Raw genomic sequence first — 15,389 nt, 5'->3', positions numbered from 1 at the left:
CCCCTGGGGGCTCCGCCCCCAGACCCCCGCGCCTCAAACGCCGGCGGGGCTGGGTTGGGCTGCGGACCCCGGGCCTCCGCGCTGTACACGCCGGCGGGGCTGGGTTGGGCTGCGGACCCCGGGCCTCCGCGCTGTACACGCCGGCGGGGCCGGGTTCGGCTCCGGACCCCGGGCCTCCGCGCCTCAAACGCCGGCGGGGCCGGGTTGGGCTGCGCCCACCGGGCCCCCGCGCCGGACAGCTGGGCTCGGTTGCGGCCGGACGCGGGCGTCGCCCGTCGTCGGCGGGGCCGGGTACTTCCGGCCTGTCGGAGGGCGGAAGGGGAACGGGGGCCGGGCGGGCAGGGGATGGGGCCGGGCAGTGGTGGCAGGTGGGGAGGCCGCTTGGGGTGAACCGTGCGAGCGGCGCGGCGAGCGCACCGGCCGGCCGGGGAACCGGACAACTGCCGTCCGGTGCCGGGCGGCGCGGGCCGTCACGCCGCGGCGGGCCCGCTGATGGGCGGCGTGGGGCCGCGGCCGCGCTCGGCGGATCCGGCCAGGGGCACGGGCCGCGACGGCGTTGGCCGTATCCCGTCCTCCCCGCCCCCGCGGCAGCGTGATGGCATGTGCACGCCCAACCCCCTGCACGCCCAACCCCGTGCCCGTCCGCACGAATGGAGAACCGCAATGCCGCTCCGCAGAACGGCCGTCGGCGCCGCCGTCGCCGCAGCGACGGCCCTCGCCGTGCCCGCCCCCGCCCAGGCCGACACCCCCTCCGTCCCGCCGCCCGGCCGCATCACCGTCGACGTCGTCGGCGTCAACGGCTCCGGCTGCCCCCAGGGCACCGCGGACGTCGCCGCAGCCTCCGACAACACCGCCTTCACCGTCACCTACAGCAACTACCTCGCGCAGACGGGAGCCGGCTCCGGCGGCGCCGAGTTCCGCAAGAACTGCCAGCTGGCCCTGCGCATCCACGTCCCCCAGGGGTTCACGTACGCCATCGCCCGCGCCGACTACCGCGGCTTCGCCCACCTCCAGCGCGGCGCCTACGGCCAGGAGCGGGCGAACTACTACTTCCAGGGCGCCGCCCAGACGGCCCGTACCACCCACCAGTTCAACGGTCCCGTCACCGACAACTGGCAGGCCGCCGACCGGACCGAGTACGCCGACCTGGTCTGGGCCCCCTGCGGCGAGGAGCGCAACCTCAACGTCAACACCGAACTGCGGGTCTACGCGGGCACGTCGAGCCCGCAGGCGCTGAGCTTCATGAGCATGGACTCGACCGACGGGAGCGTCAGCACCGTCTACCACTTCGAGTGGAAGGAATGTCCCGCCGCCTGACGCCGACGCGTGCGCGCGGGAAATCGACCCCACGGTCAGGAGTGACAACGATGTCTCGTCCCCCGTTCCGCCCCCTGCTCATCGGCGCCGCGGCCGCCGCCCTCATCGGCGCCTCGACGCCTGCCGTCGCCGCCGCCCCGATCACCGTCCCACCCGACAAGATCGTGATCGAGCTCGCCACCGTCAACGGCTCCGGCTGCCGCGAAGGCACCGCCGAGGTGGCCGTCGCCCCCGACAACACCGCCTTCACCGTCACCTACAGCGACTACCTCGCCCAGGTCGGCCCCGGCGCCCCGCCGACCGCCTTCCGCAAGAACTGCCAGCTCAACCTCCGCGTCCACGTGCCGTCCGGCTTCACCTACGCCATCGTGCAGGCCGACTACCGCGGCTTCGCCTTCCTCCAGCCCGGCGCGTCCGGCCAGGAAAGGGCGAGCTACTACTTCCAGGGGATGCCGCAGACGTCCCAGCGGACCCACCAGTTCACCGGCCCGCTCAACGACAACTGGCAGACGAGCGACAAGACCGAGTACGCCGACCTGGTCTGGGCCCCCTGCGGGGAGAAGCGCAACTTCAACATCAACACCGAGCTGCGGGTGAACGCCGGCACCTCCAACCCGCAGACGTCCACGAGCTTCATGGCCATGGACTCCACCGACGCCAGCGTCAGCACCCTCTACCACCTCGCCTGGCAGGTCTGCCCCGGCGGCCCGAAGCAGGACCCGCACTCCTAGGAGGAGGGAGAGGGAGACCGAGGCGGGCCGGGGCCCCTGAGGTCCAGGCCCGCCTCCGAGAACGGCTCCGGGCCCGGCCCCCTGGCGAGGGGTCGGGCCCGGAGGCTCACTCGTGCGCTGGGATATGACTACCCGCTACATCCCCCCGCTGAACCGCAGCCGGCCCCCCATGTTCTCCCTCATGACCCCGGCACCGCCGCCGAGCCGGGAGCCACAGCCGCGGGCGGTTGACGGAGCCGTGTGTTCCACTGCCGCGCCCCGGGCACCACGCAGGGGACGACGTGACGGGGATGGAGCATGCGCCGGGAAAACTGGTCCACGATCAGTTCCGTGTTGACCTGAGGGGTGTGGGGGGTACTGGGCTGGATCCTGCTGGATCCGGACCTGCGGGGCGTCCAGGAGGGACTCGGCTGGTGGATGGCCGCCATAGCCCTGGCTCCCCTGCTGGTCACCGGCGTGCTCATAGTCCTCTGCGACGCGCCCGGGGAGGCCGGTGACGACGACGGCTCCGACGAGGTGCACTGGACTCACGGATCACAGGGCTGCGGCAGCATGCACAGAGGGTGCGGGGGCTGAGACGGCGGCCGCCGAGGGGTGCCCGGTCAGGACAGCTTGCCGCCGTAGTCGGGCAGCTTGACGGTGCGTTCGGCGTGGCCGCCGACGAGGTCGCTCTCGTTGTTCCCGATGTTCGCGATGATCGTGTAGCCGCGGGCCTCGATCTCCGCCCGCTTGGCCGTCTTGTACGCGCTGACCTGCTCGAACAGCGCCGGCAGGTCCCGTACGTACAGCCCGCTGACCGGGTAGCCGACCGACTTCAGGTTGCGCTCGGTCAGCGAGTACACGATCCCGGGGCGGGCGGTGACGAAGAAGATGGCCACCCCGCGGTCGTTCGCGTACCGGGTCAGCGCGCGGACCTTCTCGATCGCGGGCGTCGGGAACGTCCAGAACCAGTGGAAGTCCGTCTCCAGTGACGAGTTGTCGATGTCGAGGACGATCGCGGGCCTCTCGCCGGCGGGGGACGCGGCGATGCGCTGCTCGATGGCGGGACGGGCGGCGTCGATGACGGCGGCCACGTCGCGCTGCCAGGCGGTGTAGTCGATGCCGAGGATCGCCGCGTTGCCGCCGGGGGCGGAGGAGGTGGCCGGCACCGGGGCCGGTGCCGTGGCGGCCTCGGCGGCGCCGGCCGGCAGCAGGGTCACCACGGCTGCCGCGGCGGCCACTGCGGCGGCGGCGGTACGGGAGGTGCGGGTGCGGGGGGTGCGGCGCATGGGGGGCGCTCCTCGGTCACGGATTGGCATGTACGTGACCAGAGTTGGCCAGAACCGCACCCCTGTCTACTGGCCGGTAGGAAACTTTTCGCGACCGTCCGGTGAATGGCGTTTCGCCCCCTCGCCGAAAGCGCCGGAAGGTGTCCGAAAACACGTTCTTGTTGGCGCCCGTGGCGCGGATGTGTCATGGACTCGTCATTCATCCCGATGGCACGCACAGCCCAACCCCCCACGAAAGGCAGTGTGTTGACCGTGACCACCCTTGGCAGACTCATCAAGCGCACCCTCGCCGTCGGCGCCGTCACCCTCGCCGCCGTCAGCCTCCAGCCCGCCGGCGCCAACGCCGCCCCCACCCCCGTCGTCGGCGGAACCCGCGCCGCGCAGGGGGAGTTCCCCTTCATGGTCCGCCTCTCCATGGGCTGCGGCGGAGCCCTCTACACCCAGCAGATCGTGCTCACCGCCGCCCACTGCGTCAGCGGCTCCGGCAACAACACCTCCATCACCGCCACCGCCGGCGTCGTCGACCTCAACAGCTCCGCCGCCACCAAGGTCAGGTCCACCAAGGTGCTCCAGGCCCCCGGCTACAACGGCAAGGGCAAGGACTGGGCCCTGATCAAGCTCGCCAAGCCCGTCAACCTGCCCACCCTCAAGATCGCCGACACCAAGGCGTACGACAACGGCACCTTCACCGTCGCCGGCTGGGGCGCCGCCCGCGAAGGCGGCAGCCAGCAGCGCTACCTCCTCAAGGCCCAGGTCCCCTTCATCTCCGACGCCTCCTGCCAGAGCTCCTACGGCAACGAGCTCGTCCCGGCCGAGGAGATCTGCGCCGGCTACGCCCAGGGCGGGGTCGACACCTGCCAGGGCGACTCCGGCGGCCCCATGTTCCGCCGCGACAACACCAACGCCTGGATCCAGGTCGGCATCGTCAGCTGGGGCGAGGGCTGCGCCCGGGCCGGCTACCCCGGCGTGTACACCGAGGTCTCCACCTTCGCCGCCGACATCAAGGCGGCGGCGGCCACCCTGTAACCCTCCTCCTCCCCGTCCTCGCCGCCGGACCCCCACCCGCGCCGGCCGCGAGGACGGGGCACGGCGGCCCGCACCGCCCCACCGGTTGCGGGCCGCAGCCCGCGCGGGTCCCATGGGAGGGATCCAGCGGCAGCGGCGGGCGACAGTGGGGCAGGCGGCGCATGACGATCAGAGTGGTCATCGCGGACGACCAGGACATGGTCAGGGCCGGATTCCGGATGATCCTCGAAAGCCAGTCCGACATAGAGGTCGTCGCCGACGTCGCCGACGGCGAAGCGGCCCTCGCCGCGGTCGCCGAGCACCGCCCCGACGTCCTCCTCCTCGACATCCACATGCCGAAGCTCGACGGACTGGAAGTCACCCGCCGGCTCTGCGGACACGGCGGCCGGGGCCCAGACGACGGCCAGGGCGGGCCCGACGGGCACGGCGGGCCGGACGCCCCGCACATCGTCATCGTCACCACCTTCGACCTCGACGAATACGTCCACGCGGCCCTGCACGGCGGCGCGTCCGGCTTCCTCCTCAAGGACGCGAGCCCGGCCATGCTCGTCGAAGCCGTCCGGGCGGCCGCCGTCGGCGACTCCCTCGTCTCACCCGCCATCACCGTGCGGCTGCTGCGCGACATGGCCCCCCGCCTCCCCGCCGCCCACCCGGCCCGCCGCCCCGCCGAACCCCTCACCGAGCGGGAACGGGACGTCGTACGCTGCCTCGCGCGCGGGCTGACCAACGCCGAGATCGCCGGCGAGCTCTACGTGTCCCTGTCCACCGTCAAGACCCACCTGGCCAACGTCCAGGCCAAACTCGACGCCCGCAACCGCGTCGAGATCGCGGCCTGGGCCTGGGAGAGCGGCCTCGCCGCCACCCCGGCCTGAGGGGAGGACGGCGACGGGGGTCGGCCTGCGCACCCTGCCCCTCCGGGGCCCCTCTTCCGCACCACCGCGGGCCCGCGTCTCACGGACCGGCTGGCCGAGGTACCCGCGGCGCCCGCCACGTATTCTCGGGAACCATGAACAACAGCGACATCGACGAGATCGACGAGAACGTCACCGCCGAACTGTCCCGCTTGCGCGACAGCATCGACAACATCGACGCGGCCGTGGTCCACATGCTCGCCGAGCGCTTCAAGTGCACCCAGCAGGTCGGCCACCTCAAGGCCAAGCACCACCTGCCGCCGGCCGACCCGGGCCGCGAAGCCAGCCAGATCGCCCGCCTGCGCCAGCTCGCCGAGAACGCCAAGCTCGACCCGGCCTTCGCCGAGAAGCTCCTCAACTTCATCATCGCCGAAGTCATCCGCCACCACGAGACCATCGCCGCCGGCGAAGAGTAGAGCCCCGCCCGCCGTGACCCTGGGGCCCCGCGCCGCCTTCCGGCAGCATGGGCCCCATGTCCGCACTGACGCGCAACGAAGCGCAGCTCCGAGCACAGCTCCTCGACGTCCACAGCTACGTCGTCGGCCTCGACCTCACCACCGGCGACGAAACCTTCGAGTCCGCCACCGTCATCGAGTTCACCGCCCGCGCCGCCGCGGACACCTTCGTCGAACTGAAACCGGACGAGCTGCGCTCCGTCACCCTCGACGGCCACCCCCTCGACCCCGCCACCCTCACCGGCAGCCGCCTCCCCCTCACCGGCCTCACCCCCGGCCGCCACGAGCTGCGCATCGACGCCCGCATGCGCTACTCCCGCACCGGCGAGGGACTGCACCGCTTCACCGACCCCGCCGACGGGGAGACGTACGTCTACTCCCAGATGTTCATGGACGACGTCCAGCGCGTCTTCCCCGCCTTCGACCAGCCCGACCTGAAGGCCGTCTTCCGGTTCACCGTCACCGCCCCCGCGCACTGGACCGTCCTCACCAACGGCATCGCCACCCGCTCCGAAGACCGCGCCGGCGACGGTGCCGGCATCTGGCGGTCCGCCCCCACCCCCCTCATCTCCACCTACCTCGCCGCCGTCGCCGCAGGCCCCTGGCACAGCGTCACCACCGAACACGCCGGACTGCCCTTCGGCATCCACTGCCGCGCCTCCCTCGCCCCCCACCTCGACGCCGACGCCGACGAGATCCTCTCCCTCACCACCGCCTGCTTCGACCGGTACCACGAGAAGTTCACCGAGCCCTACCCCTTCGACTCCTACGACCAGGCCTTCGTCCCCGAGTTCAACGCCGGCGCCATGGAGAACCCCGGCCTGGTCACCTTCCGCGACGAATTCGTCTTCCGCTCCGCCGTCACCGACACCGAACGCCAGCGCCGCGCCATGGTCATCGCCCACGAAATGGCCCACATGTGGTTCGGCGACCTCGTCACCCTCGCCTGGTTCGACGACATCTGGCTCAACGAGTCCTTCGCCGAGTACATGGGCTACCAGACCCTCACCGAAGCCACCCGCTTCACCGGCACCTGGACCGAGTTCGGCATGGAACGCAAACCCTGGGGCTACGCCGCCGACCAGCGGCCCTCCACCCACCCCGTCGCCCCCGGCCCCGACGACGTCCCCGACACCGCCTCCGCCCTCCTCAACTTCGACGGCATCTCCTACGCCAAGGGCGCCTCCGCCCTGCGCCAGCTCGTCGCCTGGCTCGGCGAAAAGGACTTCCTCGCCGGCATCAACACCCACTTCACCCGCCACAAGTTCGCCAACGCCTCCCTCGCCGACTTCGTCGACTCCCTCGCCGCCCACACCGACCGCGACGTCCACACCTGGGCCGAGACCTGGCTGCGCACCACCGGCACCGACACCCTCATCCCCCGCCTCCACGAAAGCGCCGACGGCTGGACCCTCACCGTCGACCGCCACGGCAGCCGCCCCCACCACATCGCCGTCGGCACCTACGCGACCACCCCCGACGGCGGCCTCGAACGCACCGAACTCCTCGACCTCGACGTCCCCACCGACGAGGTCCTCTCCGCCGCCGGCCCCCGCCCCGACCTCCTCGTCCTCAACGACGGCGACCTCGGCTACGCCAAGATCCGCCTCGACGAAACCTCCCTCGAAACCGCCCTCCGCGGCCTCTCCCGCATCCCCGACCCCCTCACCCGCGCCGTCGTCTGGGGCTCCCTGCGCGACATGGTCCGCGACGGCGAACTCGACCCCTTCGACTACCTCCACACCCTCGACGCCCACATCCCCGAGGAATCCGACCTCGCCGTCGTCCAAGGCGTCCTCGGCTTCGCCCGCACCCAGATCGCCGACCGCTACGTCGCCCCCGCCGACCGCGACACCGCCCTCGGCCTCATCACCTCCGCCACCCGCGCCCTCCTGCGCCGCACCGAGGACGGCACCGACCCCGGCCTGCGGCTCGCCGCCGTACGCGCCCTCATCGACAGCGCCACCCAGCCCGACACCATCGCCGCCTGGCTCGCCGACGGCACCGTCACCGGCGGCCCCGAACTCGACCCCGAACTGCGCTGGAGCATCCTCGCCCGCCTCGCCGTACTCGGCGCCGCCGACGAAACCGCCATCGACACCGCCCTGGCCGCCGACCCCAGCGCCACCGGCCGGCAGGGCGCCGCCCGCTGCCGCGCCGCCCTGCCCACCCCGCAGGCCAAGGCCGCCGCCTGGCAGCGCCTCTTCCACGACGACACCCTCTCCAACCACCTCTTCACCGCCACCGCCCAGGGCTTCTGGCAGCCCGAGCAGAGCGACCTCGTACGGGACTACGTACCGCGCTACTACCCCGACGCCGTCGCCCTCGCCGCCCGCCGCGGCCCCGCCATCGCCGAGGCCGCCGGCCGCTGGGCCTTCCCCGCCCACGCCATCGACGAGGCCCACCTGCAGAGCGGCCACCACTGCCTGGAGGACCCCCAGATCCTCCCGATGCTGCGCCGCGCCCTCGTCGACCAGCTCGACGACCTCGCCCGCGCCCTGCGCGTCCGCGGCGCCTGACCCCGCCGTCGGGCGGCCACCGCAGCACCCCCGGCCGCCCGACGGGCCCACCCGCGTACCCTTTGTCCCGTGCCACCCTCCCGCCTGCATCGCGTCGCCGTTCTCGTGCTCGAGGGGGCCAAACCGCTCGACGTCGGCATCCCCGCCCAGGTCTTCACGACCCGCGCGAGCATGCCGTACGAAGTCCGGGTGTGCGGCGCCGCACCCGGCCTCGTCACCGGCGGCGACGGACTCTCCTACTACGTCACCCACGGCCTCGAAGCCCTCGCCTGGGCCGACATCGTCTTCGTCCCCGGCTACCGCCACCCCGACCGCGACGACCCGCCCCAGCCCGTCCTCGACGCCCTCACCGCCGCCCACCGGCGCGGCGCACGCCTCGCCGCCATCTCCACGGGCGCCTTCGCCCTCGCCGCGACCGGACTCCTCGACGGCAGACGGGCCACCACCCACTGGCACTACGCCCGCGCCCTCGCAGCCAAACACCCCCTCGTCCACGTCGACGAGAACGTCCTCTTCGTCGACGAGGGCAGCGTCCTCACCTCCGCCGGCGCCGCCTCCGGCATCGACCTGTGCCTGCACGTCCTGCGCCGCGACCTCGGCATCGCCGCCTCCAACCACGCCGCCCGCCGCCTGGTCGCGGCCCCCTACCGCAGCGGCGGCCAGGCCCAGTACGTACCGCGCAGCGTGCCCGAACCCCTCGGTGAACGCTTCGCCGCCACCCGCGAATGGGCACTGCACCGCCTGGGCGAACCCCTCACCCTCGAAACCCTCGCCCAGCACGCCGCCGTCTCGCCCCGCACGTTCTCCCGGCGCTTCGTCGAGGACACCGGATACACCCCCATGCAGTGGGTCATGCGGGCCCGGATCGACCTCGCCCGCGAACTGCTGGAACGCTCCGGACGCAGCGTCGAGCAGATCGCCGCCGACGTCGGCCTCGGCACCGGCGCCAACCTGCGCCTGCACTTCCAGCGCATTCTCGACACCACCCCCACCGAATACCGCCGCACCTTCACCCACGGCCAATGACACGGACACGGCCAACGGCACGGATGGCGAGATCCTTTTGAACAGTGGCGATCGCGCCCCTGTCACCCCCGGACGCGGCGAGCGAACCTGATGGCGCGAACAGAAGGGACACAGCACACATGACTCGCATCGCCATCAACGGATTCGGCCGCATCGGACGCAACGTGCTGCGCGCGCTCCTCGAACGCGACAGCGACCTCGAGGTCGTCGCGGTCAACGACCTCACCGAGCCCGCCACCCTCGCCCGGCTGCTCGCCTACGACACCACCTCCGGCCGGCTCGGCCGCCCGGTGACCGTCGACGGCAACACCCTCGTCGTCGACGGCCGCCGCATCGCGGTCCTCGCCGAACGCGAACCGCAGCAGCTGCCCTGGGCCGAGCTCGGCGTCGACATCGTCCTCGAAGCCACCGGCCGCTTCACCTCGGCCGAGGCCGCCCGCGGCCACATCAAGGCAGGCGCCCGCAAGGTCCTCGTCAGCGCCCCCTCCGACGGCGCCGACGTCACCCTCGCGTACGGGGTCAACAGCGACGCCTACGACCCCGACCTGCACACGATCGTCTCGAACGCCTCCTGCACCACCAACGCCCTCGCGCCGCTGGCCGCCGTACTCGACGACCTCGCCGGCATCGAACACGGCTTCATGACCACCGTGCACGCCTACACGCAGGAGCAGAACCTGCAGGACGGCCCGCACCGCGACCCCCGCCGCGCCCGCGCCGCCGCCGTCAACATCGTGCCCACCTCGACGGGCGCGGCGAAGGCCATCGGCCTCGTCCTGCCGCAGCTCGACGGGAAGCTGTCGGGCGACTCGATCCGCGTACCGGTACCGGTCGGCTCCATCGTCGAACTCAACACCACCGTCGCCCGCGACGTGACGCGCGAGGACGTCCTGGCCGCCTACCGCGCGGCGGCCGAGGGCCCGCTGGCCGGAGTGCTCGAGTACTCGGACGACCCGCTGGTGTCCTCCGACATCACCGGCAACCCCGCCTCCTCGATCTTCGACTCCGCACTCACCCGCGTCGAGGGCCGCCACATCAAGGTCGTCGCCTGGTACGACAACGAGTGGGGCTTCTCGAACCGCGTGATCGACACCCTCACCCTCCTCGCCACCCGCTGACCCCCGCCGGGACGCACCCGGCCCCCATACGAGCGCCGCAGTTGGTTCTGACCTGGCAACTGCGGCGCTCACCCATGCCCGCACGCCCCCCATCGGTGCCTCAAAGAAGGAAGGACAAACCCCGGCGGTTACCCCATTCGGGTCGGATCGTTGTACCGGACGGGTGTCACACCACCCCCGGCACCCGACGCCCGCCCCGGAGGACCCATGACCGAGTCCGCGCCCGCCCCCGCGTCCCCGCTCGCCGGCGGCCGCGACGGCGCCGACGCCCTGCGGCCCCTCCTCGCCACCGTCCTCACCGCCCTGCGCACCGGAGCCGACGAACGCCGCGGCCCGCTCCCCGCAGGCGGCCCGGTCGCCGTCACCGCCCGCGTCCACACCGCCCTCGGCGACGGCGGCGTACTCCCCGCCCGCGGAACCGGCGACCACGAAGCCCTCCGCACCCTCGTCCACACCCTCGCCGCCGGCGCCGCCGACCCCGCCCACCCCCGGTGCGCCGCCCACCTGCACTGCCCCCCGCTCGCCGTCGCGGCCGCCGCCGACCTCGCCGTCAGCGCCCTCAACCCCTCCCTCGACTCCTGGGACCAGGCCCCCGCGGCCTCCGCCATCGAGGCCCTCCTCACCCGCACCCTCGCCGCCGAGTACTACGACACCCCCCAGCCCGACGCCCTCCTCACCACCGGCGGCACCGAGGCCAACCAACTCGCCCTCCTCCTCGCCCGCGAACGCCACGGCCCCCACCTCCGCGTCCTGCACGGAGCCAACGCCCACCACTCCGTGCCCCGCGCCGCCTGGCTCCTCGGCCTGCCCCCCACCACCACCCTCCCCACCCCCACCGGCACCCTCCACCCCGACACCCTCGACGCCGCCCTCGCCCGCACCCCCGGCCCCGCGCTCGTCACCGCCACCGCCGGCACCACCGACGCCGGCCTCATCGACCCCCTCGACGCCCTCGCCGACGTCTGCGACCGCCACCGCGCCACCCTCCACGTCGACGCCGCCTACGGCGGAGCCCTCGCCTTCAGCCCCCGCCACCGCACCAAGCTGACCGGCCTCCACCGCGCCCGGTCGATCACCCTCGACCTGCACAAACTCGGCTGGCAACCCGTCGCCGCAGGCCTGCTCGCCGTCCCCGACACCACCGACCTGGCCCCCCTCGCCCACCAGGCCGACTACCTCAACGCCGCCGACGACACCGAAGCGGGCCTGCCCGACCTCCTCGGCCGCTCCCTGCGCACCACCCGCCGCCCCGACGCCTTCAAGATCGCCGCCACCCTGCGCTCACTCGGCCGCGACGGCCTCGCCCGGCTCATCGACCGCACCTGCGCCACAGCCCACCACCTCGCGGAACTCCTCGACGCCCACCCCCGCTTCGAACTCCACGCACACCCCACCCTCACCACGGTCCTCTTCCGCCCCACCCCCACGGACGACGACCGCCTCGCCGCGCTGCGCCGCACCCTCCTGCACGACGGCACCGCCGTCCTCGGCCGCGCCACCGCCGACGGCCGCCTCTGGCTCAAGGCGACCCTGCTCAACCCCCACACCACGGCGGGGGACCTGGACACCCTCGTCACCCTCCTGGAAGGCAGCACCCACCGATGACCGCCCAGCTCGATGCACCCCACGACCTCGTCGGAATCGGCATCGGACCCTTCAACCTCTCCCTCGCCGCCCTCGCCCACGGCCTCCCACGACAAGGCGCCGACCCCCTCGACACCGCCTTCTACGACCAGCGCCGCGACTTCCGCTGGCACCCCGGACTCCTCATCGACGGAGCCACCCTCCAAGTCCCCTTCCTCGCCGACCTCGTCACCCTCGCCGACCCCGCCAGCCCCTGGACCTTCCTCAGCTACCTCAAGCACAAGGAACGGCTCTACCCCTTCTACTTCGCCGAGCAGTTCCACATCCAGCGCGCCGAATACGACGCCTACTGCCGCTGGGTCGCCGGCCGCCTCCCCGGACTCCACTTCGGCCACCAGGTCGACGCCGTCCGCTGGAACCCCGAACGCGACCTCTTCGAAGTCGACTACACCCAACTCGACGCCGACGGCGAAGCCGAAGCCCTCGGCCGCACCCACACCCGCAACCTCGTCCTCGGCATCGGCACCGCCCCCCACGTGCCCGAACCCCTGCGCCCCCTCGCCGAAGCCCCCACCGTCCCCGTCATCCACTCGGCCGACTACCTCGACAACCGGCAGCGCATCGCCGGCGCCGAACACGTCACCGTCATCGGAGCCGGCCAGTCGGGAGCCGAAGTCTTCCTCGACCTGCTGCGCAGCCGCCCCGCCGGCCGCGAACGCCTCACCTGGCTGGCCCGCACCCCCTCCTTCGCCCCCATGGAGTACTCCAAGCTCGGCCTCGAACACTTCACCCCCGACTACACCCGCTACTTCCACTCCCTCCCCGAACCCGTCCGCGACCGCCTCGTCCCCGCCCAATGGCAACTCCACAAGGGCATCGACAGCGCCACCATCGCCGCCATCCACGAAGAGCTCTACCGCCGCACCCTCCACGGCGGCTGGCCCGACACCGTCCTCACACCCGGAGTCACCGTCCGCACCGCCGGCCGCGTCGCCACCACCAAGGTCGAACTCCACCTCGAACACACCCAGCAGGGCAGCCGCTCCCGCCTCACCACCGACGCCGTCGTCCTCGCCACCGGCTACCGCGAGCGGCCCCTCACCAGCCTCTTCGCCGGCCTCGACCCCTACATGCGCAAGGACTCCTCAGGCCGCCCCCGCATCGACGACCGCTACCGCATGGTCCTCGACCCCTCCGTCACCGGCAGCGTCTTCGTCCAGAACGGAGAACGCCACACCCACGGCGTCGGCACCCCCGACCTCGGCCTCGCCGCCTGGCGCAGCGCCGCCATCCTCAACACCCTCACCGGCAAAGAGCCCTACCCCCAGCCCCACCGCACCGCCTTCACCACCTTCGGCCTCGAACAACGCGAGCCCGCCCGCCCCCACGCCACCCTCAACCTGCGCCCCCTCGCCGACCTCCCCTGACGCACACGGCCGGGCCCCGCCACAGCAGGACCCGGCCGCACACACCCACAGGACGCCCGGCACGCCCCGGCCGCCTAAAACACCGGCCTAGAACACCGGCACGCCCGCCCGCGTCAGCCGCCAGTCCACCGACGCGAACACCGCCGGATCCACCGTGCCCTTCGCCTTCACCCACTGGATGATCGTGTTGCGGATCTCGTCCGAGTCCGCCCACAGCTGCTGCGCCTTCGGCACGTGCGGGAACGCGCCGCCGCCGGAAGCCCGGTAGTTGTTCACCGCGAACACGAACCGCGCCGCCGGATCCACCGGCTTCCCCCGGAACGACAACCCCGTGATCCGCGACCCCACCGGCTGCGCGATGTCGATGTCGTACGAGATCCCGTACACCGCGTCGTAGTTGTAGTCCGGGATGTTCTCCGCGTTCGTCAGCTTCGCCGGATCCACCGCACCACCCGCAGCCGTCTGCACGTAGTACCGCGCCGAATACTCCAGGTAATCCTTCAGCTGCGCACCCGTCAGCAGACGCGCCTCCAGCGTGTTCTCGAACGGGTACAACCCCGCCGCGTCCTTGATCGTCACCTGCCCCGCCGGTATCGCCGCCGTCCGCGAGAAACACGAAGCCTGCGACAGCACCGGAAGCGACGCCCACTCCGAAGACGCCAGCGCCGCCTTCACCGTCTCCGCCTGCACGTGGTTGATCAGGTCGATGATCGGCACGTCCTTCACCGGACCCTCCGCCGACGACATCGCCTGCGTCGACGTCCCGATCACCTGGTTGACGTACGCCACCACCTTGCGGTGCTCGTCCGACAGCAGCCGCGTGATCTTCGGGTCCTCCGCGACCGTGTTCGAGTTCAACACCCGCGCCGCGACCTTCGCCACCGACCAGCGGCCCCGCTCCCACACCAGCTCGAAGTCGAACAGCGTCAGCCGCTGCCCCCACTTCAACGGCTCCGACAGCACCACGTCCTTGCCGGTCGCCTTGTTCTTCACCCGGTACTCCGGGATCTCCGTGTGCGCGTGCCCCACCAGGATCGCGTCGATGCCCGGCACCTGCTCCGCCACCAGACCCGCCGCGTTCTCGACGTACGGCAGCTGGTCACCGTACGACGACGTACCGCTCGACCCCGAATGCGCCGACACGATCACCACGTCCGCGCCCATCGACCGCAGCCGCGGCACGTACTTCGCCGCCTGCTCCTCCAGCCCCGGGAACGTCATCTTCCCCTGCACGTTCGCCTTGTCCCAGATCGCGATCCCCGGGTTCGTCAGCCCCAGCACCGCCACCTTCACGTCCCGCCCGTGCGGGGTCCGCAACCGGTGCATGCTGTACGGCGCGAACGCCGGCCGCAGCGTCTTCGCATCCAGCGCGTTCGCCCCCAGCAGCGGGAAATCACACTGCTCCTCGAACTTGCGCAGCACCGGGATGCCGTAATTGAACTCGTGGTTCCCCAGCGCCGCCGCGTCGTACCCGATCGCGTTCATCGCCTGCGCCATCGGATGCACCGGACCACGGCGCGCGGTGATCGGATCCACCTTCGCGTAGTAGTACGACAGCTGCGTCCCCTGGATGGTGTCACCCGCGTCGATCAGCAGCGTGTTGCAGCGCCCCTTCTCCGCACGGACCTGCTCCACCAGCGTCGAGATCTTCGCCAGACCGACGTCGTTGTGCGCCTTGTCGTCGAACTCCTTGTCCGTGAAGTAGTCCCAGTTGAAGACGTTCCCGTGCAGATCCGTCGTACCCATCACGGTGAACGCGTACGTCCGCGACCCCGCCGACTGCGATGCCGCGGCAGCGGCCGGAGCGCCGGCAGCCCCCGTGATCGCCACAGCGGCACCCGTGGCGGCCGAAGCCCCCATGAACGTCCTACGGTCAAACGCCATGCCATTTCCCCTTCGAGGCGTGTTGTCGAGGCGTGACACAGCGCGTGCGAACAGCGCGTGTGAACAACGCGCGTAGATTCTGACCCACCAGTAACAATCAGCAACACCCCCCACAGGTTTCGA

Annotated in this window: 13 protein-coding genes; 11 read left to right on the top strand and 2 right to left on the bottom strand. The window is 72.0% G+C overall.

The genetic code is table 11. The annotated features are described in order from the left end of the window. Window positions 1-663: 663 nt before the first annotated feature. The 3 genes from ACZ501_RS00965 to ACZ501_RS00955 all read left to right on the top strand — a co-directional run bounded on the left by ACZ501_RS00965 (window position 664) and on the right by ACZ501_RS00955 (window position 2,624). Window positions 664-1,317: a DUF4360 domain-containing protein gene (locus ACZ501_RS00965; RefSeq protein WP_468791535.1), complete on the top strand. Its 654-nt coding sequence runs from the start codon at window positions 664-666 to the stop codon at window positions 1,315-1,317. A gap of 50 nt (window positions 1,318-1,367) precedes the next feature. After that, the gene (locus ACZ501_RS00960; protein ID WP_361609037.1) at window positions 1,368-2,048 is read left to right on the top strand and encodes a DUF4360 domain-containing protein; all 681 of its coding nucleotides are present in this window, start codon (window positions 1,368-1,370) and stop codon (window positions 2,046-2,048) included. Window positions 2,049-2,393: 345 nt separating this feature from the next. Further along, window positions 2,394-2,624 carry a hypothetical protein gene (locus ACZ501_RS00955; protein WP_361609035.1) on the top strand — a complete coding sequence of 77 codons (231 nt, stop codon included), beginning with the start codon at window positions 2,394-2,396 and terminating at the stop codon, window positions 2,622-2,624. A 26-nt stretch (window positions 2,625-2,650) separates the two neighbouring features. On the opposite strand, the gene ACZ501_RS00950 is transcribed toward ACZ501_RS00955, so the two are convergent. Further along, window positions 2,651-3,316: an HAD family acid phosphatase gene (locus tag ACZ501_RS00950; protein ID WP_468791533.1), complete on the bottom strand. Its 666-nt coding sequence runs from the start codon at window positions 3,314-3,316 to the stop codon at window positions 2,651-2,653. Between the two features lie 207 nt (window positions 3,317-3,523). Between ACZ501_RS00950 and ACZ501_RS00945 the strand changes: the two genes are divergently transcribed. The 8 genes from ACZ501_RS00945 to ACZ501_RS00910 all read left to right on the top strand — a co-directional run bounded on the left by ACZ501_RS00945 (window position 3,524) and on the right by ACZ501_RS00910 (window position 13,382). Beyond that, on the top strand, window positions 3,524-4,342 hold the full coding sequence (locus ACZ501_RS00945; protein WP_468791530.1) for a serine protease: 819 nt from the start codon (window positions 3,524-3,526) through the stop codon (window positions 4,340-4,342). Window positions 4,343-4,503: 161 nt separating this feature from the next. After that, on the top strand, window positions 4,504-5,214 hold the full coding sequence (locus ACZ501_RS00940) for a response regulator (protein WP_468791527.1): 711 nt from the start codon (window positions 4,504-4,506) through the stop codon (window positions 5,212-5,214). A 134-nt stretch (window positions 5,215-5,348) separates the two neighbouring features. Continuing rightward, window positions 5,349-5,669, top strand: coding sequence for a chorismate mutase (locus ACZ501_RS00935; RefSeq protein ID WP_361609029.1), 321 nt, complete (start codon window positions 5,349-5,351; stop codon window positions 5,667-5,669). Between the two features lie 56 nt (window positions 5,670-5,725). Continuing rightward, window positions 5,726-8,227, top strand: coding sequence for an aminopeptidase N (gene pepN, locus ACZ501_RS00930; protein ID WP_468791524.1), 2,502 nt, complete (start codon window positions 5,726-5,728; stop codon window positions 8,225-8,227). Window positions 8,228-8,296: 69 nt separating this feature from the next. Then, on the top strand, window positions 8,297-9,253 hold the full coding sequence (locus ACZ501_RS00925) for a GlxA family transcriptional regulator (RefSeq protein ID WP_361609025.1): 957 nt from the start codon (window positions 8,297-8,299) through the stop codon (window positions 9,251-9,253). A 119-nt stretch (window positions 9,254-9,372) separates the two neighbouring features. Continuing rightward, a complete protein-coding gene (gene gap / locus ACZ501_RS00920; RefSeq protein ID WP_361609023.1) occupies window positions 9,373-10,371 on the top strand; it encodes a type I glyceraldehyde-3-phosphate dehydrogenase in 999 nt (332 codons plus the stop codon). A 207-nt stretch (window positions 10,372-10,578) separates the two neighbouring features. Then, the gene (locus ACZ501_RS00915; protein ID WP_468791521.1) at window positions 10,579-11,976 is read left to right on the top strand and encodes a pyridoxal phosphate-dependent decarboxylase family protein; all 1,398 of its coding nucleotides are present in this window, start codon (window positions 10,579-10,581) and stop codon (window positions 11,974-11,976) included. Next, the gene (locus tag ACZ501_RS00910; RefSeq protein ID WP_362464165.1) at window positions 11,973-13,382 is read left to right on the top strand and encodes a lysine N(6)-hydroxylase/L-ornithine N(5)-oxygenase family protein; all 1,410 of its coding nucleotides are present in this window, start codon (window positions 11,973-11,975) and stop codon (window positions 13,380-13,382) included. Before ACZ501_RS00915 ends, ACZ501_RS00910 begins: the two co-directional genes overlap by 4 nt. A gap of 87 nt (window positions 13,383-13,469) precedes the next feature. Here ACZ501_RS00910 and ACZ501_RS00905 read toward each other — a convergent pair whose 3' ends face one another. Beyond that, entirely contained in the window at window positions 13,470-15,266 is a 1,797-nt protein-coding gene (locus ACZ501_RS00905; RefSeq protein ID WP_468792639.1) for a bifunctional metallophosphatase/5'-nucleotidase, read from the bottom strand. Between the last annotated feature and the right edge of the window lie 123 nt (window positions 15,267-15,389).

It is taken from the genome of Streptomyces sp. NPDC034085 (assembly GCF_055575555.1).
This window is presented reverse-complemented; position numbering and strand designations above follow the sequence as displayed.